This is a genomic window from Pseudomonas sp. LBUM1652, assembly GCF_059716105.1.
The window spans coordinates 3,958,794-3,978,625 of sequence record NZ_CP166804.1; the positions used below are offsets into that span (position 1 = coordinate 3,958,794).

16 protein-coding genes are annotated in these 19,832 nt (G+C 59.5%); 3 read left to right on the forward strand and 13 right to left on the reverse strand.

The features are described from left to right. Positions 1-37: 37 nt before the first annotated feature. From ACA069_RS17800 to ACA069_RS17825, 6 genes are all read right to left on the reverse strand, one after another. A complete protein-coding gene (locus ACA069_RS17800) occupies positions 38-1,780 on the reverse strand; it encodes an ABC transporter substrate-binding protein (protein ID WP_187681021.1) in 1,743 nt (580 codons plus the stop codon). A gap of 69 nt (positions 1,781-1,849) precedes the next feature. Further along, the gene (locus ACA069_RS17805; protein ID WP_095189651.1) at positions 1,850-2,122 is read right to left on the reverse strand and encodes a DUF2160 domain-containing protein; all 273 of its coding nucleotides are present in this window, start codon (positions 2,120-2,122) and stop codon (positions 1,850-1,852) included. 10 nt (positions 2,123-2,132) lie between these two features. After that, positions 2,133-2,933, reverse strand: a complete 801-nt coding sequence (locus ACA069_RS17810; protein ID WP_003192012.1) for a carbohydrate ABC transporter permease — start codon at positions 2,931-2,933, stop codon at positions 2,133-2,135. A 9-nt stretch (positions 2,934-2,942) separates the two neighbouring features. Then, entirely contained in the window at positions 2,943-3,809 is an 867-nt protein-coding gene (locus tag ACA069_RS17815; protein WP_095189650.1) for a carbohydrate ABC transporter permease, read from the reverse strand. Beyond that, positions 3,806-4,921: an ABC transporter ATP-binding protein gene (locus ACA069_RS17820; protein ID WP_103305292.1), complete on the reverse strand. Its 1,116-nt coding sequence runs from the start codon at positions 4,919-4,921 to the stop codon at positions 3,806-3,808. Before ACA069_RS17820 ends, ACA069_RS17815 begins: the two co-directional genes overlap by 4 nt. Then, positions 4,921-6,015, reverse strand: a complete 1,095-nt coding sequence (locus ACA069_RS17825; protein ID WP_497614658.1) for an ABC transporter ATP-binding protein — start codon at positions 6,013-6,015, stop codon at positions 4,921-4,923. Before ACA069_RS17825 ends, ACA069_RS17820 begins: the two co-directional genes overlap by 1 nt. Positions 6,016-6,353: 338 nt before the next feature. Between ACA069_RS17825 and ACA069_RS17830 the strand changes: the two genes are divergently transcribed. Next, on the forward strand, positions 6,354-8,192 hold the full coding sequence (locus ACA069_RS17830) for a sigma-54-dependent Fis family transcriptional regulator (RefSeq protein WP_401271836.1): 1,839 nt from the start codon (positions 6,354-6,356) through the stop codon (positions 8,190-8,192). Positions 8,193-8,370: 178 nt separating this feature from the next. Here ACA069_RS17830 and ACA069_RS17835 read toward each other — a convergent pair whose 3' ends face one another. The 3 genes from ACA069_RS17835 to ACA069_RS17845 all read right to left on the reverse strand — a co-directional run bounded on the left by ACA069_RS17835 (position 8,371) and on the right by ACA069_RS17845 (position 13,024). Then, positions 8,371-9,588, reverse strand: a complete 1,218-nt coding sequence (locus tag ACA069_RS17835; protein WP_497614660.1) for an MFS transporter — start codon at positions 9,586-9,588, stop codon at positions 8,371-8,373. 334 nt (positions 9,589-9,922) lie between these two features. Next, positions 9,923-11,305, reverse strand: a complete 1,383-nt coding sequence (gene cysS, locus ACA069_RS17840; RefSeq protein ID WP_497614661.1) for a cysteine--tRNA ligase — start codon at positions 11,303-11,305, stop codon at positions 9,923-9,925. 21 nt (positions 11,306-11,326) lie between these two features. Beyond that, complete coding sequence (locus tag ACA069_RS17845) at positions 11,327-13,024, reverse strand: glutamine--tRNA ligase/YqeY domain fusion protein (RefSeq protein ID WP_497614663.1); 1,698 nt, start codon at positions 13,022-13,024, stop codon at positions 11,327-11,329. Positions 13,025-13,275: 251 nt separating this feature from the next. On the opposite strand from ACA069_RS17845, the gene ACA069_RS17850 reads away from it, so the two are divergent. Next, positions 13,276-13,782, forward strand: a complete 507-nt coding sequence (locus tag ACA069_RS17850; RefSeq protein ID WP_187681028.1) for a peptidylprolyl isomerase — start codon at positions 13,276-13,278, stop codon at positions 13,780-13,782. Continuing rightward, a complete protein-coding gene (gene lpxH / locus ACA069_RS17855; protein ID WP_497614664.1) occupies positions 13,779-14,525 on the forward strand; it encodes a UDP-2,3-diacylglucosamine diphosphatase in 747 nt (248 codons plus the stop codon). Before ACA069_RS17850 ends, lpxH begins: the two co-directional genes overlap by 4 nt. A gap of 182 nt (positions 14,526-14,707) precedes the next feature. On the opposite strand, the gene ACA069_RS17860 is transcribed toward lpxH, so the two are convergent. From ACA069_RS17860 to ACA069_RS17875, 4 genes are all read right to left on the reverse strand, one after another. Next, positions 14,708-16,237 (reverse strand): DHA2 family efflux MFS transporter permease subunit, encoded by a 1,530-nt coding sequence (locus ACA069_RS17860; protein WP_187681030.1) that lies wholly within the window; start codon positions 16,235-16,237, stop codon positions 14,708-14,710. 280 nt (positions 16,238-16,517) lie between these two features. Next, positions 16,518-17,720, reverse strand: coding sequence for an HlyD family secretion protein (locus ACA069_RS17865; protein WP_187681031.1), 1,203 nt, complete (start codon positions 17,718-17,720; stop codon positions 16,518-16,520). Between the two features lie 15 nt (positions 17,721-17,735). Further along, a complete protein-coding gene (locus tag ACA069_RS17870) occupies positions 17,736-19,205 on the reverse strand; it encodes an efflux transporter outer membrane subunit (RefSeq protein ID WP_489880277.1) in 1,470 nt (489 codons plus the stop codon). Then, positions 19,195-19,677 (reverse strand): MarR family winged helix-turn-helix transcriptional regulator, encoded by a 483-nt coding sequence (locus ACA069_RS17875; RefSeq protein ID WP_497243680.1) that lies wholly within the window; start codon positions 19,675-19,677, stop codon positions 19,195-19,197. Before ACA069_RS17875 ends, ACA069_RS17870 begins: the two co-directional genes overlap by 11 nt. Between the last annotated feature and the right edge of the window lie 155 nt (positions 19,678-19,832).

Sequence of the window (19,832 nt, forward strand, 5' to 3'; positions counted from 1 at the left end):
CACCTTGCGGTGCCGTTCTCTTTTCACAGTTCAGCCTTTACTTGCGAGCATCCGCCCACGATTTCAGCAGTTCGTTGTAGCTCACGGTCTCGCCCTTCGGCTTCTCGTTAGCCAGTTTCGGTTTCGGCGCGCCTGGCTGATCAAACCAGTATTGCGCGTCGCGTTCCGGGTTCATTTTCGGTGCGCAAGTGGCTTGGGCCTTGGAGCGTTCGAGGCGGGTCATGATCGCGTCCTGATCTTTCGCCAACCCATCCAGCGCCTGCTGCGGAGTTTTCTCGCCGCTGGCCGCTTCGGCGATGTGGCTCCACCACAATTGCGCCAGACGCGGATAGTCCGGCACGTTGGTCCCGGTCGGGGTCCATTGCACGCGGGCCGGGCTGCGATAGAACTCGACCAGACCGCCAAGTTTCGGCGCCAGGTCAGTCATCGCTTGCGAGTTGATGTCCGACTCACGAATCGGCGTCAGGCCGACGATGGTTTTCTTCAGCGACACGGTTTTGGAAGTCACGAACTGCGCGTACAGCCACGCCGCGAGCTTCTGTTTCTCAGGCGTGGATTTCATGAACGTCCACGAACCCACGTCCTGATAACCGAGCTTCATGCCCTCTTCCCAATACGGCCCACGCGGTGACGGTGCCATGCGCCATTTCGGCGTGCCGTCGGCGTTGACCACCGGCAAGCCCGGTTTGGTCATGTCGGCGGTGAACGCGGTGTACCAGAAAATCTGCTGGGCGATGTTGCCCTGCGATGGCACCGGCCCCGACTCGGAGAAGGTCATGCCCGCCGCTTCAGGTGGCGCGTAGGCCTTGAGCCAGTCGACGTATTTGGTCGTGGCAAACACTGCCGCCGGGCCGTTAGTGTCGCCGCCACGGGTCACGCTGGAGCCGACCGGGTGGCAATCCTCGACACGAATCCCCCACTCGTCCACCGGCAGACCATTAGGCAGGCCCTTGTCGCCGCCACCGGCCATGGAGAACCAGGCATCGGTGAAACGCCAGCCCAGCGACGGGTCTTTCTTGCCGTAGTCCATGTGCCCGTAAACACGTTTGCCGTCGATTTCCTTGACGTCTTCGCTGAAGAATTTGGCGATGTCTTCATAGGCTGACCAGTTCACCGGTACGCCCAATTCATAGCCGTACTTTTCCTTGAACTTGGCTTTCAGGTCGGCACGCTCGAACCAGTCGGCGCGGAACCAGTACAGGTTGGCGAACTGCTGGTCGGGCAGTTGATAGATCTTGCCGTCCGGCGCAGTGGTGAACGAGATGCCGATGAAGTCCTTGAGGTCGAGGGTCGGCGAGGTGAAGTTCTTGCCTTCGTTGGCCATCAGATCAGTGATCGATTCGGTCTTGCCGTAGCGGAAGTGCGTACCGATCAGGTCCGAGTCGTTGACCCAGCCGTCATAGATATTCTTGTCGGACTGCATCACCGTCTGCATTTTTTCCACCACGTCGCCTTCTTGCAGCAAGTCGTGGGTGAGCTTGATCCCGGTGATTTCGCTGAAGGCCTTGGCCAGCACCTTGGACTCGTATTCGTGAGTGGTCAGGGTTTCCGAAACCACCTTGATGTTCATCCCGCGAAACGGCTCGGCGGCCTTGATGAACCACTTCAATTCTTCCAACTGCTGTTCAGCCGTCAGGGTCGACGGTTTGAATTCGCTGCCGATCCACTTTTTCGCGGCGTCTTCGTAGGCATCGGCCCAGGCAGACGCGCTCAAACCGCTGAGTGCCAGCATGGCTGCCAATGAAATGCTATGTCGCAGCTTATTGTTTTTGTCGAACATAGAGACCTCCTGTTTAAGTTGTGGAGCTGACTTTTTACACAAGCCCGCCGAGCGAACGTTGTAAAGAACCTAGCCCCAACGCATCACAGCCAACAGCCACACCAGGGACAACGCGGACGCGACCCAGATGCTCCAGTCGGTGGCGCCGATTACCAGCAGATGCAGGTAGGCGCTGCCGAGAAGACCGATAAACAAACGATCGCCACGGGTGGTGGCAATCGGCAGAAAACCTCGCCGCAGGATGCTCGGCGAGCGCAGCTCCCACGTCGTCATCCCCGCCAGGATCAGGCCAATGACGATAAAGAATGCGGCTGTGGGTGTCGTCCAACTCATCCATTCCATCATCAGCTCCTCAGACCCGACCGAGGGCAAAGCCCTTGGCCACGTGGTTGCGAACAAACCAGATCACCAGCATGCCCGGCAGGATGGTCAACACCCCCGCCGCTGCCAGCACGCCCCAATCGATACCCGAAGCCGAGACGGTGCGGGTCATCACGGCGGCAATCGGCTTGGCGTTTACCGAGGTCAACGTGCGCGCCAGCAGCAATTCGACCCAGGAAAACATGAAGCAGAAAAACGCCGTGACGCCGATGCCGGAGCCGATCAACGGGATGAAAATCTTCACGAAAAACTTGGGGAAACTGTAGCCATCAATGTAGGCGGTTTCGTCGATTTCCTTCGGCACGCCAGACATGAAGCCCTCCAGAATCCACACCGCCAACGGCACGTTGAACAGGCAGTGCGCCAGTGCCACGGCGATGTGCGTGTCAAACAAGCCAATCGACGAATACAACTGAAAGAACGGCAGCAGGAACACCGCCGGCGGCGCCATGCGGTTGGTCAGTAGCCAGAAGAACAGGTGCTTGTCGCCGAGAAAACGATAGCGCGAAAACGCATACGCCGCCGGCAACGCCACACTCAGGGAAATCACCGTGTTCAGGCTGACGTAGTACAGCGAGTTCAGATAACCGGTGTACCAGCTCGGATCAGTGAAGATCACCTTGTAGTTCGCCAGCGTGAAGTCCTGTGGGAAAAGCGTCAGGCCGCCGAGGATTTCAGTGTTGCTCTTGAAGGACATGTTCAGCAGCCAGTAGATCGGCACCAGCAGGAACAGGATGTAGACCAGCAACGGGATCAGCTTTCTCTTGCTCATGGCCGGGCCTCAGCGGTTGGCGTCGGAGTGCGTCATGGCGGTGTAGAATAGCCAGGACACCAACAGGATGATCAGAAAGTACACCAGCGAAAACGCCGCTGCCGGACCCAGGTCGAATTGCCCTACGGCCATTTGCGTCAACGTCTGACTCAAGAAGGTCGTGGCATTACCCGGCCCGCCGCCGGTGAGCACGAACGGCTCGGTGTAAATCATGAAACTGTCCATAAACCGCAACATCACCGCGATCAGCAGCACGCTTTTCAACTTGGGCAACTGGATGTGGCGGAACACAGCCCAGGCCGAGGCCCGGTCGATCCGCGCGGCCTGGTAATACACGTCGGGAATCGCCCGCAACCCGGAGAAACACAACAGCGCCACCAGCGAAGTCCAGTGCCAGACGTCCATCACCAGCACCGTGACCCAGGCGTCCATGGTGTTGGCCGCATAGTTGTAGCTGATGCCCATGGCGTTGAGGCTCGAACCGAGCAAGCCGATATCGGCACGGCCAAAGATCTGCCAAATGGTGCCTACCACGTTCCATGGAATCAGCAGCGGAATCGCCAGAATGATCAGCACCAGTGACGACCAGCGGCCCTTGGTCGGCATGGTCAGGGCGACGGCGATGCCCAGCGGGATTTCGATCAACAAGACGCAGGCCGAGTAGATGAACTGGCGCAGCAGCGAGTCGTGCAAACGCGGATCGAGCAGCACTTGCTTGTACCAGTCGGCACCGACGAAGTAGCGGCTGGACTGGTCGAAGATGTCCTGCACCGAATAGTTGACCACGGTCATCATCGGGATTACCGCACTGAACGCCACCAGCAGAAACACCGGCAACACCAGCCACCAGGCCTTGTTGTTCTGCACCTTGTTCATGGCTGCACCTCGTTTTCTTCTGGGGCTTCAAGCAGAAACTCGTCGGCATAGACCATCAGCCATTGCGCCGGAAAACTGATGTACGCGGTGCCCTGCGGCACTGGTTTGTCTTCGGCCAGGCGCACTTTCAGCGGCGCACCGTCGAGGTCCAGGGTCATGATCTTGTAGGTACCGAGGTCTTCGACGTGTACGACCCTGGCCTGCATCGCGTCGTCAAACGGCTCGTCCCACACATGAATGAATTCCGGGCGAATGCCGACCTTCAGATTTTTCCACTGGCCGTGTTCGATATGGCGCTGCAAGGCGTCGGACAACGGCAGGTGGGTCGAGGCGAAACCGACGCCGCCGGGTTGCGGCTGCACCTCGATCAGGTTCATGCCGGGGCTGCCGATGAAGTAGCCGACAAAGGTGTGGCTCGGCCGTTCGAACAACTCCCGTGGCGTACCGAACTGGACGATCTGGCCGCCGTACATCACCGCGATTTTGTCGGCGAAAGTCGAGGCTTCCAGTTGATCGTGGGTCACGTAGACCATGGTGATGTTGAACTGCTCGTGGATCTGCTTGAGCTTGCGCCGCAGTTTCCACTTCAGGTGCGGGTCGATCACCGTCAGCGGTTCATCGAAGAGGATCGCCGAGACGTCGTCACGCACCAGCCCACGGCCCATGGATACTTTCTGTTTTTCGTCGGCGGTGAGGTTGCGGGCCTTTTTGCTCAGCAGGCTTTGCAGATCGAGCACCTCGGCAATTTCCTGCACCTTGCTGTGTACTTTCGCCTCGGCCATGCCCTGATTGCGCAGGGGAAACGCGAGGTTATCGAACACGGTCATGGTGTCGTAAACCACCGGAAACTGGAAAACCTGAGCGATGTTGCGCTTCTCCGGGGTCAGGTCGTTGACTGCTTTGCCGTCGAACAACACATGACCCTGCGAGGGGCTGAGCAGGCCGGAAATGATGTTGAGCAAGGTCGACTTGCCGCAACCCGACGGCCCGAGCAACGCATAGGCACCGCCCTGCTCCCAGACGTGATCCATCTCGCGAATCGCATAATCCTCCGCGCCGCTGGGGGTTTTACTGTAGCTGTGGGCGAGGTGTTGCAAACGGATTTCGGCCATCAGGCAACCCTCGCGACACGCAGGCCCGGTGCTTGCACCAGACGGCCCTGCGCATCGAAAACGAACAGTTTATGGGTCGGGATATAGATGCGGATCGGCGCATCGACGTCGTATTCGTGAACGCCGGGCAGGTGCAGCACCAGCAGAAAATGCTCGTTGCGCACGTGCAGGAAGGTTTCCGAACCGCTGATCTCGGCGACTTCGACGGTCACTGCCAATTCCAGATCGTCGTCGTTGCTTGGCACCAGCGAGATATGGCTGGGGCGCACGCCGAAGCGGAACTCGCCCTCGCCCACCGGGCGCAGATCGACGTTCAACGGGAAGTGTACGAAGTTGGCGAAGCTGACTTCGTTGCCGGCAATTCGCCCCGGCATCAGGTTGATCGGCGGCTCGGAGAACAACTCCGCCGCCAGCACGGTTTGCGGCTGGTGGTAAACCGAGGTCGAAGGGCCGCTCTGAATCACCCGACCTTCATGAAGAATCGTGGTAGTGCCGCCCAGCGCCAGCGCTTCGTTGGGCTCGGTGGTGGCGTAGATCGCAATGGTGTGGCGCAGCTTGAACAGCTCGCGCATTTCCTGACGCAGTTCTTCGCGCAGTTTGTAGTCGAGGTTGACCAGCGGCTCATCGAACAGAATCAGCTCGGCATCCTTGACCAGCGCCCGGGCCATGGCCGTGCGTTGCTGCTGTCCGCCGGAGAGTTCCAGCGGATAGCGCTGCAGAAACTTCTCGATGCGCAGCATCTTCGCCGTTTCCTGCACCTTGCTGTGGATGATCTCTTTCGACACACCAGCCTGCCGTAGCGGCGAGGCGATGTTCTCGAAGACGGTCATGGTCGGATAGTTGATGAACTGCTGATAGACCATCGACACGTTGCGCAAACGCACCGGTCGTTGGGTGACGTCGACGCCGTTCATCAGGATGCGGCCGCTGTCGGGCTTGTCCAGCCCTGCCATCAGGCGCATCAGGCTGGTCTTGCCGGACAGGGTGCGCCCGAGCAAAACGTTGAAGGAACCGGGTTCGAATTTCAGGCACGCATCGTCTATCCAGATCTGGCCTTCGACGGTACGGCAGACGTGCTCCAGGGTGAGTGACATGGCTCGGCCTTTTTATTATTGGAGTCAAGCGACCTGTGCACTGGAGCGACTTTCGTGCCAAAAATGGCAAGTGATTGATTTGTCGTGAAAAACGTTGAAAACGCGGCTAAACGGCGTTCAGAGCTGAACACATTTGAACAGTTGGGCGATTGACAATGAACAATAGTGAACAACACTCTATGAACGCTTTCGCGACCCGATTCCCTGTAGGAGCTGCCGAAGGCTGCGATCTCTTGATGTTGTTTTTTAACGATCAAAATCAAAAGATCGCAGCCTTCGGCAGCTCCTACAGGGGGCCTTATAACAATAATAAGAATGCCCTTCAGAGGCTGACCGCCATGGCCGCACCTGCCCCGCCGCTGTCCCACGACGCGATCATCCAGAGTTCCTGGCAACGTTGCCGTGCGTTCGGTCTCGATCACCAAAGTACCCCGGCCTTCGACCAATTGCCCGCCGCCGGCATTGCGCAATTGCTCGACAGCCAGCACTCGCTGGTGCAGACCACCCATCAGGAGGTGCTGCCCTACTACGAGAACATCCTCAGTAATTCCAATTGCCTGATCATGCTCGCCGACCATCAGGGCCAGGTGCTGACTTCGTGGGGCACGCAACGGTTTATCGAGCCGAACCTGGCGCGGGGCTTTCAGCCCGGCGCGAGCTGGATGGAGCGCTGCAGCGGCACCAATGCGATCGGCACTGCACTGGCCTGTGAGCAGGCGGTACACATTGAACACGACGAGCATTTCCTCAAGGCCAACCGCTTCATGACCGGTTCCGCCGCACCGATTTTCGACGCCGAGCGCAAAGTCATCGCGGTGCTCGATGTGTCCAGTGACAGCTACCTGCCGCCCTCCCACACCTTGGGCATGGTCAAGATGATGAGCCAGACCGTGGAGAACCGACTGATCCTCAACCTGTTCCACGGCCAGCACTTTCAACTGACCTTCAACACCGGTTTGAACAACCTCGACAGCCAATGGGCCGGCTTGCTGATTTTCGATGAGAGCGGTCAGGTGCTGTCGGCCAATCGCCGGGCGGACAATCTGTTGGGCGTGCGCTTGTCGCAGGTCAGCGTTGAAAGCCTGTTCAAGGTGTCGCTGCTGGAGTTGATCAATCAGCCGGACGGTTTGCCGTTCGCCTTGCAGACCTCCGGACGTAACCGCTTTCAGTGCTTGCTGAAGCGGCCGAAACAGGCACCGATTCAGGCGCGGGTGTTTGCGACTGAACCTAAACCCGTCGTTTCAACGACGATCAGTCTCAACACTCTGCACTTTGGCGACAGCCGCGTTGAAAAAGCCGTGCGCCAGGCTGAGCGTCTGCTGGAAAAAGACATTCCGTTGCTGATCCACGGCGAAACCGGGGTCGGCAAAGAGGTGTTCGTCAAAGCCTTGCATCAGGCCAGTTCGCGCAGCAAACAGGCTTTCATCGCCGTCAACTGTGCGGCGATCCCCGCTGAACTGGTGGAGTCCGAACTGTTCGGTTACGAGAAAGGCGCGTTCACCGGTGCTAATCAGAAAGGCAGCATCGGCCTGATTCGCAAGGCCGACAAAGGCACGCTGTTCCTAGATGAAATCGGCGACATGCCGTTGCCGACCCAGGCGCGGTTGTTGCGGGTTTTGCAGGAGCGCTGTGTGCAACCGGTGGGCAGCAGCGAGTTGTTCCCGGTGGATCTGCGGATCATCTCGGCGACCAACCGCTCGCTGCGGGAACAGGTGCAATTGGGGCGGTTTCGTGAGGATTTGTATTACCGCATCGGTGGGCTGACATTGGAGCTACCACCGTTACGCGAGCGCAGTGACAAAGAGGCATTGTTCAAACGGCTGTGGGAACAGCATCGCGAGCCGACGCAGTGGGCGGGTTTGAGCCGCGAAGTGTTGGAACTGTTCGACAAGCATCCGTGGCCGGGGAATTTGCGTCAGGTCAGCAGCGTGATGCAGGTGGCACTGGCCATGGCTGAGGAGCAACCGGTGCGGCCGGAGCATTTGCCGGATGATTTTTTTGTCGATCTGGAGATGGAGCCGGTTGAGAGCGCGCAGCCACTGGGGTTGGATTTGAATGACGTTGAAGCGCTGAACCGGGAGTTGAAGGCTGCGGGGGGGAATATTTCGCACTTGGCGCGGCGGTTGGGGGTTAGTCGCAATACGCTTTACAAGCGGTTGCGGCAGATGGGGGATTGAGAGGATGGCCCTTGCCCCTCACCCCAGCCCTCTCCCCTTGGGAGAGGGGGCTGACCGAGGTGTCTGGCGTGGTACATCGACCTGAAAAATCGTGTCGATTATGGATTCAGTACACCTCGTTCAGGTCGGCGTATCTCTTGAGCATCCCCCAAACAGTCCCCTCTCCTGGGGGAGAGGGTTAGGGTGAGGGCGAAAAGGCCGGCTCAACATGCGTAGCAGAAGCAGCACCCAATGTACGCAGTCCAACCAGCACAACCACCATCATCATCACCCCGGCACCAATCGCCACGCCGAACCCTGCTCGCGCGCCGAACGCATCAATCACCAACCCCGCCAGCATGCCTCCCAGCGCTACGCCGATGCTGATGCCAGTGGTCATCCACGTCAGCCCTTCTGTCATCCTGGACGCAGGGATGATGATCGTCCCCAGCTTCATGACCACGACCATCGTTGGCGCAAACGATATGCCAGCGATAAACAGCATCACTGACAGGACATAAACATCTGTTGAGAAAACCGGCAGTACGCCGGTAACGGCCGTGACCAAAATGCCGATGAAGAACTGTTTTTCGATCGGCAGGGAAACCCGCATTGCACCGAAGGTCAGGCCCGCCACCAGAGAGCCGAGCGCATAGGCGGCGAGGATGAACGTGGCGGACGCTGGCCAGCCTTGTGCATTGGCGAACGCCACAACGGCGACATCGATTGCTCCGCCAATGACCCCCATCGCCAACAGCGCCAGCACGATGGTGCGAACGCCGGGAATCAGCAAGGTGGAACCGGTGTGGCTCTTGTGGCCCAAGACCACTTTCGGTTCGGTCTGGCGCTGCAACAGAAACGCCGTCACCCCGATGGCCAGCAGCGCCACAGCGACAAGCGGCCCGGCTTCGGCGAAAAAGCTCACGCTCAAACCGATCGCCAGTGGCGGACCGATGATGTAAGCCAGTTCGGTCAGCACCGTATCCAGGGAGAACGCCGTATGCAGCTGAGGCTTGCCACGGAACAACTGCGTCCAGCGTGCCCGGATCATGGACGGCATGCTCGGCATCGTCCCCGCCAGTGCAGCGAGCACAAAAAACAATGCGGCGGGAGCCCTCATGTAGACGGCGAAGATCAGCGCCAGCAACATCACAACGCTGAAAGCCGTGACGATGGGCAGCACTCGACTCTGACCATGCCGATCAACGAGTTTCGAGATGCGCGGGCCGAGCAGTGCATTGGCCAGGGTAAACGTACCGGCGACTGCGCCGGCCAGCCAGTACAAGCCTGTTTGCTGTACCAACATGGTGATGATGCCAATGCCGATCATTGCCTGCGGTAATCGGGCAATAGAGCTCGCGAGCACTAACCCGGTGGCGCCTGGGGTTGTCAGCAGTTCGCGATAGTGATTAGCCATGATTTCTCCCTCTATTCGTCGCTGAGCAGCATCCCGCTGCCGCGTCAGACATCAAGACCTAGGCGGACACCAAAAGCAACAGCAAAAAGATCCCCTCACCCCAGCCCTCTCCCGGAGGGAGAGGGAGCCGACCGAGGTGTCTGGCGTTGTACATCGACCTGAGAGATTGCGTGGATTATGGATTCGGAGAAAACCTTTCAGGTCGGCGTATTTCTTGAATATCCCCCATTCAGTCCCCCTCTCCCTCCGGGAGAGGGTTAGGGTGAGGGGCTCTTCTTCGCAGCCAAACAAAAACCCGCACCAGGCGGGTTTTGTTTTAAAGCAGATCAGACGATCAGTCAGCCAGACGCCAGGTCGTGCCGCCCTTGCCATCTTCCAGCACCACGCCCATGGCGGTGAGCTGGTCGCGGATGCGGTCGGACTCAGCCCAGTCCTTACCGGCCCGTGCCGCCAGACGCGCCGCAATCAGCGCATCGACTTCAGCCGCATCGACACGCCCTTCAGCGCCCGCCTGCAAGAAATCATCGGCTTCCAATTGCAACACGCCCAGCACACTGGCCAGTTCTTTCAGACGCGCCGCCAGACCGGCCGCTGCATTGAGATCGCTCTCACGCAGACGGTTGATCTCACGCACCATCTCGAACAGCACCGCGCAGGCTTCCGGCGTACCGAAGTCGTCGTTCATCACCGAGGTGAAACGCTCGACGAACGCTTCGCCGCCGGCCGGCGCCACAGTCGGCAGGCCTTTCAACGCGTGGTAGAAACGCTCGAGGGCGCCTTTGGCGTCCTTGAGGTTGTCTTCCGAGTAGTTGATCGCGCTGCGGTAGTGGCTCGACACCAGCAGGTAACGCACGACTTCCGGGTGGTACTTGTCGAGCACGTCGCGAATGGTGAAGAAGTTGTTCAAAGACTTGGACATCTTCTCGCCATTGATGCGAATCATGCCGCAATGCATCCACGCGTTGGCGTAGGTCTTGCCGGTGGCCGCTTCGCTCTGGGCGATTTCGTTTTCGTGGTGCGGGAATTCCAGATCGCTGCCGCCGCCATGAATGTCGAACGTCTCACCGAGGCAGCAGGTGGACATCACCGAGCACTCGATGTGCCAGCCCGGACGCCCGGCGCCCCACGGCGATTCCCAGCTCGGCTCGCCCGGCTTGACGCCTTTCCACAGCACGAAGTCCAGCGGATCTTCCTTGGCTTCGTCGACCTCGATCCGCGCACCGATGCGCAGGTCTTCGATCTTCTTGCGCGACAGCTTGCCGTAGCCCATGAACTTGCCGACGCGATAGTACACGTCGCCATTGCCCGGGGCGTAGGCGTAGCCCTTGTCGATCAGGGTCTGGATCATCGCGTGCATGCCCGGAATGTGATCCGTGGCGCGCGGCTCCATGTCCGGCTTCTTGATGTTCAGGCGCGCTTCGTCTTCGTGCATCGCCGCGATCATGCGCTCGGTCAACGCTTCGAACGATTCGCCGTTCTCGTTGGCCCGGTTGATGATCTTGTCGTCGATGTCGGTGATGTTACGCACGTAGGTCAGGTTGTAACCGCTGAACCGCAACCAGCGGGTCACCAGGTCGAACGCGACCATGCTGCGGCCGTGGCCCAGGTGGCAGTAGTCGTACACGGTCATCCCGCAGACGTACATGCGCACGTTGTTGCCATCGAGCGGCTTGAAGACTTCTTTGCTCTTGGTGAGCGTGTTGTAGATCGTCAGCACTTTAATTTCCTTGACGCTGAATCACTGGCCCCACGAATCACGCAGGGTCACGGTACGGTTGAATACCGGCTGACCTGGTTTCGAGTCCTTGATGTCCGCGACGAAGTAGCCTTCGCGCTCAAACTGGAAACGGTCTTCCGGCTGTGCATTGCCAAGCGATGGCTCAGCACGACAACCGGTCAGCACTTGCAGTGAGTCAGGGTTGATGTTGTCGAGGAAACTGGCGCTGTCTTCGGCCTTCTCAGGGTTGGCCGAACGGAACAGGCGATCGTACAGACGCACTTCGCACTCGACGCTGGCAGCGGCCGGCACCCAGTGAACCACGCCTTTGACCTTGCGGCCTTCAGGGTTCTTGCCGAGGGTTTCCGGGTCGTAGGAGCAACGCAGTTCGACGATGTTGCCGTCGGCGTCCTTGATCGCTTCGTCGGCACGGATCACGTAGCTGCCGCGCAGACGCACTTCACCGCCCGATTCCAGGCGCTTGTAGCCCTTCGGCGGCTCTTCCATGAAGTCTTCACGGTCGATGTAGATTTCCCGGGCGAATGGCAGAGCGCGCACGCCCATGTCTTCTTTCGGGTGGCGCGGCAGTTCGAGGTTCTCGACCTGGCCTTCCGGGTAGTTGGTGATCACGACTTTCAGCGGACGCAGCACGCACATGGCGCGCGGGGCGCTGTGGTCGAGGTCGTCTCGGATGCTGAATTCGAGCATGCCGAAGTCAACCACGCCGTCGGAACGGTTGGTGCCGATCATGTCGCAGAAGTTGCGGATCGATTTCGGCGTGTAGCCACGGCGGCGGAAGCCCGACAGCGTGGACATGCGCGGATCGTCCCAGCCATTGACGTGCTTTTCATCGACCAGTTGTTTCAGCTTGCGCTTGCTGGTGATGGTGTAGTTCAGGTTCAGGCGGCTGAACTCGTACTGACGCGGGTGCGCCGGCACTGGCAAGGCGTCGAGGAACCACTCGTACAGCGGACGATGGCTTTCGAATTCCAGGGTGCAGATGGAGTGGGTGATGCCTTCGATGGCGTCCGACTGACCGTGGGTGAAGTCGTAGTTCGGGTAGATGCACCACTTGTCACCGGTCTGATGGTGATGAGCGTGGCGGATGCGGTACATGATCGGGTCGCGCAGGTTCATGTTCGGCGAGGCCATGTCGATCTTGGCGCGCAGCACACGGGCGCCGTCCGGGAACTCACCGGCGCGCATGCGGGCGAACCAGTCGAGGTTCTCTTCAACCGAACGGTCGCGGAACGGGCTGTTCTTGCCCGGTTCGGTCAGGCTGCCACGGTATTCCTTGGCTTGCTCAGGGGTCAGGTCGTCAACGTAGGCCTTGCCAGCCTTGATCAACTCGACCGCCCAGTCGTGCAACTGGTCGAAATACTGCGAGGCGTAGCGCACTTCGCCGGACCATTCGAAGCCCAGCCATTTGACGTCGCTTTCGATCGCGTCGATGTATTCCTGGTCTTCCTTGGCCGGGTTGGTGTCGTCAAAACGCAGGTGCGTAACGCCGCCGAACTCCTGGGCCAGGCCGAAGTTCACGCAGATCGATTTGGCGTGGCCGATGTGCAGGTAGCCGTTGGGCTCAGGCGGGAAACGGGTGACGATCTGAGTGTGCTTGCCCGAGTCCAGGTCTGCCTGGATGATCGGCCGCAGGAAGTTGACCGGCACGGCGGGGCCGGACTTGGCATTCGAGGTAGGGTCGACAGTGGGCTTGCTCATAGGATCCTTGACTTACATGTGCGCGGCCGCAGAGAGGGGCCAGACAAAACAAAGCCGCTATCATAGCCGATGCTGTCAAGGGGCTGACAGAGCAGGCCCTATAAAGGAACGCATTTAATCGCCGGGAATTGAAAAACAGCCTCGAAATTCGCGCCTGTCACGCTAAACTGCGCACCTTGGCCAAAGCAGGCTGAACCGGTTTTGGGGCTCAATGTCCGATAACCACGAATTCCTTATGAAGAGTAATGACCATGACTCAAGTCAAACTGACCACCAACCATGGCGACATCGTCATCGAACTGAATGCTGAAAAGGCGCCGACCACCGTCGCCAACTTCATCGAGTACGTTAACGCCGGTCACTACGAAAACACTGTTTTCCACCGTGTAATCGGTAACTTCATGATCCAGGGCGGCGGTTTTGAGCCAGGCATGAAGGAAAAGAAAGACAAGCGTCCAAGCATCCAGAACGAAGCTGACAACGGTCTTTCCAACGACAAGTACACCGTTGCCATGGCGCGCACCATGGAGCCGCATTCGGCTTCCGCGCAGTTCTTCATCAACGTGGCTGACAACAGCTTCCTGAACCACAGCGCCAAGACCACCCAAGGCTGGGGCTACGCCGTGTTCGGTAAAGTGACCGCCGGTACCGACGTTGTCGACAAGATCAAAGGTGTTTCGACCACTTCCAAGGCCGGCCACCAGGACGTACCAGCAGACGACGTGATCATCGAGAAAGCCGAGATCATCGAAGCGTGATATTGCTGATTTCAGACTTGCATCTGGAAGAGGAGCGCCCGGACATAACCCGGGCGTTTCTGGATTTGCTCGCCGGACGCGCCCGCTCGGCTAGTGCGTTGTACATTCTGGGCGACTTCTTCGAGGCGTGGATTGGCGACGATGCCATGACGCCCTTCCAGCGCTCCATCTGCCAGGCCCTGCGCGAATTGAGCGACAGCGGCACGGCCATCTTTCTGATGCACGGCAATCGCGACTTCATGCTCGGCAAGGCCTTCTGCAAACAGGCCGGCTGCACGCTGTTGAAGGACCCGAGTGTCGTGCAGTTTTACGGCGAACCGGTGCTATTGATGCACGGCGACAGCCTCTGCACCCGCGACGCCGGCTATATGAAGCTGCGTCGTTACCTGCGCAACCCGATCACCCTGTTTATCCTGCGGAACCTGCCTTTAAGCACCCGCCACAAACTGGCGCGCAAGCTGCGCAGCGAAAGCCGGGCGCAGGTGCGGATGAAGGCCAATGACATTGTCGATGTCACGCCGCAAGAGATTCCGCGGATCATGCAGGCATTTGGCGTGAAAACCCTGATTCACGGGCACACCCATCGCCCGGCGATCCATAAGCTGCAGCTCGGTGAGCAAGCGGCGAAGCGGATTGTGCTGGGGGATTGGGATCGTCAAGGGTGGGCGTTGCAGGTGGATGAGAACGGCTATGCGTTAGCGCCATTCGACTTCGCCCCGCCGCTGGCTTTGCCGCACGGCTGAAGATCGCTACCCCCTCACCCCAGCCCTCTCCCCCAGGGGGCGCGAGGGGGAAAGGGAGCCGATCTCTGTGCTTTTCAAAACCTGAGTTCGACTGAAGTCTGTCAGGTCGATGTATCCCGAACATCCACCACGGTCAGTCCCCTCTCCCTCCGGGAGAGTGTTAGGGTGAGGGGCTTTTGACCTTAATGCCCGGAAGCAGCCGGCCCTGCCTTGGCAGCAAACGGCGGCTTCGCCAGCCACACAATCAGAATCAACCCCATGAAGCCCCAACCCAGCAGCGTGAAGTAATCCACGGTGGAGAGCATGTACGCCTGGCTGGTGAGGATCTGATCCATCTGCGCATAAGCCGAATGACTCGCCCCGCCCAGTTGATTCAACGTCTCGCGCGTCGCCGGCTCATACGTACTGATGCTTTCACTCATATACGCATGATGCTGATCAGCACGGCGAATCCAGATCCACGTGGTCAGCGACGCGGCAAAGCTGCCGCCCAGTGTCCGCAGGAAGGTCGCCAGGCCCGCACCGTCGGCAATCTGGCTCGGCGGCAAGTCCGACATCAGAATGCTCAAGGTCGGCATGAAGAACAGCGCCACACCAATGCCCATGAACAGTTGCACCAGAGCGATGTGCTGGAAGTCCACTTCATTGGTGAACCCGGCGCGCATGAAGCAGCTCAGGCCAATCGCCAGAAACGCCAGCCCGGCGAGCAAGCGCAGGTCGAACTTGTTCGCGTACTTGCCGACAAACGGCGACAGCAGCACCGGCAGAATGCCGATCGGCGCCACGGCCAGACCCGCCCAGGTCGCGGTGTAACCCATCTGCGTTTGCAGCCACTGCGGCAGGATCAGGTTGATGCCGAAGAACCCGGCGTAACCCAACACCAGCACAATCGTGCCGATACGGAAGTTACGGTGCGCGAACAGCCGCAGATTCACCACCGGATGCTGGTCAGTCATTTCCCAGATGACGAACACCGCCAGGGCAATCACCGAAATCGCTGCGCCGATGATGATGAAGTTCGATTCGAACCAGTCCAGGTCATTGCCTTTGTCGAGGATCACCTGCAAGGCACCGACGCCGATGATCAGCGAGATCAGCCCAACGTAATCCATCGGCTGACGACTGGTCACCACCGGCCGCTTGGCCAGTTGCGAACGCACCACCATCACCGCAAAGATCCCGATCGGCACGTTGATGAAAAAGATCCACGGCCAGCTGTAGCTGTCGGTGATCCAGCCACCGAGAATCGGCCCGGCAATTGGTGCGACCACCGTGACCATCGCCAGCAACGCCAAAGCCATCCCCCGTTTCGCGGGGGGATAAACGGCGATCAACAGGGTTTGTGTCATCGGGTACAGCGGCCCGGCCACCAGGCCTTGCAGCACGCGGAAGCCGATCAACTCGGGCATCGACGTCGAGATACCGCAGAGAAACGAGGCCAGCACAAACAGAATGGTGGCCCAGAGAAACAGCTTCACCTCACCGAAACGCCGACTGAGCCAACCGGTCAGCGGCAGCGCAATGGCGTTGCTCACGGCAAACGAGGTGATCACCCAGGTGCCCTGCTCCGAACTCACCCCCAGGTTGCCGGAAATGGTCGGCAATGCCACGTTGGCGATGGTGGTGTCGAGCACTTGCATGAAGGTCGCCAGCGACAGGCCGATGGTGCTGAGCAACAGGCTGGGCGGCGTGAAAGAGGCGTTATTGCTCATTGTGAATCCTTTGGAACAAAGTTGACGCTGCGTCTGTTACAGACACAGCAGCCCTTGTGGGAACACGCTTTTGTGATGAGGGAGCTTTTGTGGCGAGGGGATTTATCCCCGATGGGTCGCGAAGCGGCCCCTCTTTTGGTCCTAAAAAGACGGGCCTGCTTCGCAGTCCATCGGGGATAAATCCCCTCGCCACAGATGCATCTTTTCTCTACAGAAGAATCCCTTCTTCCCAGATGAATCTCTTCACCACAAAGACTGCTCCCACAGGGTCAGTGGTGAATCAGCGTTGCGCGGTTTTGCTGGCCGCAGCGCTGTTGTCGTGGATCAGCTGAGCGATCATCGCGTCGGCTTCGGCCAGTTGACGGTCGTAGACGTTGGTGCTGAACGACGCTTTTTGCGGTGGCTGCTGGGCCAGTACCGGGCCGCTCTGGTCGTGCAGATTGACTTCGACGTTGGTCGACAGGCCCACCCGCAGCGGGTGCTTGGCCAGTTCTTCGGCGTTGATGTGAATCCGTACCGGCACACGCTGAACGATCTTGATCCAGTTACCGGTGGCGTTCTGCGCAGGCAACAAGGCAAACGCGCTGCCGGTGCCGGCGCCGAGGCTGTCGACGGTGCCGCTGTATTTCACGTCGCTGCCGTAGATGTCGGACTCGATGTCGACTGGCTGACCGATGCGCATGTCACGCAGTTGGGTTTCCTTGAAGTTGGCATCGATCCACAGTTGATCCAGTGGAATCACCGCCATCAGCGCGGTGCCCGGTTGTACGCGCTGACCGAGTTGCACGGTGCGTTTGGCGACGTAACCGGTGACTGGCGCGATCAAGGTGCTGCGCGCATTGGTCAGGTAGGCCTGACGCAGATCCGCAGCAGCCGACATCACGTCCGGGTGCGACGACACCACGGTGTCATCGACCAGCGCGCTGCTGGTTTTCAGTTGTTGTTTGGCGTTGGCCAGGGCGTTTTGCGCCGAGGTCAGGTCGTCGCGAGCGTGGGACAGTTCTTCCTGGGAAATCGCCCCGCCAGCGGCGAGATTCTTCCGGCGATTGAAGTTGTCCTGCGCCTTCTGCACTTCAGCCTGTTGCGCATTGACCTGGGCTTTCATGCCATCGACGTTGCTGTACAAGCCACGCACCTGACGCACGGTGCGCGCCAGTTTGGCCTGAGCACTTTGCAGGCCGACTTCAGCGTCGTTAGGGTCGAAGTTGATCAGCACCTGACCTTCGTGAACCAGGTCGCCATCGTCAGCGCCGATGCTGACCACGGTGCCGGTCACCAGCGGAGTGATTTCCACGACGTTGCCGTTGACGTAGGCGTCGTCGGTGCTTTCGTTAAAGCGCCCGATGAATTCGTGATACGCCCAGACGCCGCCAACAGCGAGGAGGACGATAACCGCCAGCACCAGCAGCATCACTTTGCGTTTGCGCGGATTGCCGGTGTCTGGGGTGTTGTCTGGAGCTTGAGTGTTTTCGGCAGTGGCCATGACAAATACCTTGAATTAGTTGTGCGACGTGGCTGGGGTGGCGTTGGCTGCGGTCAGGGTCTGCCCCTGGAAGCCGCCGCCCAGCGCTTGCATCAGTTGAATCGACAGGTCGATCTGCTCGGCATTGAGGTTGGCCAATTGACGCTGGGCCTGGAGCAATTGCTGCTCGATGCTGAGCACGTCCAGGTAGTTGCCGATGCCGGAACCGTATCGCTGGACGACGGTGTTGTAAGAGTCCTGAGCAATGTCGGTGGCGTGTTGCTGCGCGCCGATCTGCCGGCCGATGTCACGCAACTGATTGATCGTGTCGCTGACATCGCCCAGTGCTTTCACCAGACTTTTGTTGTACTGCGCCACCGCCAGGTCGTAATCGGCGTCGCGCGCATCGAGGTTGGCACGCAGGCGTCCGCCATCGAAGATCGGCACCGAAATGGTCGGGGCAATATTGAAGAAACGACTGGCCGAACCGAACATTGCGTCACCCAACAAGGACTCGGCACCGGCCGAGGCCGTCAGGTTCAGGTTCGGATAGAACTGGGTCTTCGCCGAGTCGATGTCCTTGCTCGCCGCTTCTACCCGCCAGCGTGCAGCGACCAGATCCGGGCGACGACCGAGCAGTTCCGCCGGTAACACCGACGGCACCGCCACGGCGCTGGCCTGCAACACTTTTGGCCGGGCGATTTCGTTGCCGCGATCCGGGCCTTTGCCGAGCAACACGGCCAAGGCGATTTTCGCGCTGTTCAGGCGTTTTTCCGCATCGATCAGGCTGGCTTCGGAACTCGCTTCCAGGCTTTGCGTTTGCTGGAACTGATACTGGCTGTCGATCCCGGAACTCAGGCGACGCTGGCTCAGATCGAGCATCTGTTTGGTGCGCTTGAGGTCTTCGTTGGCCAGGTCATAGACGATGTGCGCCTGACCGAGATCGCTGTAAGCGCGGGCCACGTCGGCAGCGAGGGTCAACTGCGCAGCCTGACGGTCGACTTCGGCGGCACGGGCCTGACCGAGGGCGGCTTCCCAGGCGTCACGCTGACCGCCCCACAAATCGAAGTTGTAATTGAAGCCGGCGCTGACATTACGCACCGTGGCGTAGGCATCGCCCTGCCCTCGCGGGTCCTGATCCTTGGCCAGACGCGAACGGCTGATGCCGGCGCTGGCGTCGAGGGTCGGATAACGCGCGGCATCGGCGGCATACGCAGCGGCGCTGGCTTGATGGGCGCGGGCTTCGGCGATCTGCATGTCCGGGCTGTCGTGCAGCGCTTCGCGGATCAAACCGTCGAGTTGCGGATCGCCGAGGCTGGTCCACCAGTCGCTTTTCGGCCACGCGGCCGGCGACAGGGTCACGCCGTTGAGGGATTGGCCGACTTTCAGGCTTTTCGGATCAAGGTTCTGGCCTTGGGTATCGAGGCCGCTGTAGTTGGCGCAACCGGCGAGGATCATCGCCGACAGCACGAGTGTCAGGCTGCTGCGCAAGGTTTTACCGCTCATTGTGTTCACCTAACCGCTGGATGGTGATCGGGTCACCGGCTGCCAGCAGAATTTTCTTGAGGATGTATTCCAGGGTCTTCAACTCGTCCGGAGTGACGGCGCCGGCCAGTTCATTCATCGCATCGGCGCCGATGTGCGGCAGGCGATCGGCCAGTTGCTGGCCTTGCTCCGTAAGTCGAAGCTGCACCTGACGGCGATCGCCTTCGCTGCGTTGGCGAACCAGGAAACCTTTCTGCTCCAGACGATCGAGCATCCGCGTCATCGAACCGCTGTCCAGCGACAGATGCCGGCACAGCTCAGCCGGGGTGTCGACGCCGAACTGGGCCATGATGATCAACACCTTGAACTGCGCGGCGGTGATGCCGTGGGGTTCCATGTGGGTGTCGATGATCCGGTCCTTGAGCAGCGCAGCACGGCCAAGCAACAGGCCGAGATGGCAGTGTTTGAATTCGTCCGGGGTGAAATGCTTCATTTGCTCACCTAATAACTGCCTAGGCAGTGAATGTATGTCGAGATGTTACTGCCTAGGCAGCGAATGTCAAACAAATAGTTAGGAGGCTTTGTAATTGGCGGATAGGTGGTGGTGCTTCAGAAGCCAAAAGCAAAAGATCGCAGCCATCGGCAGCG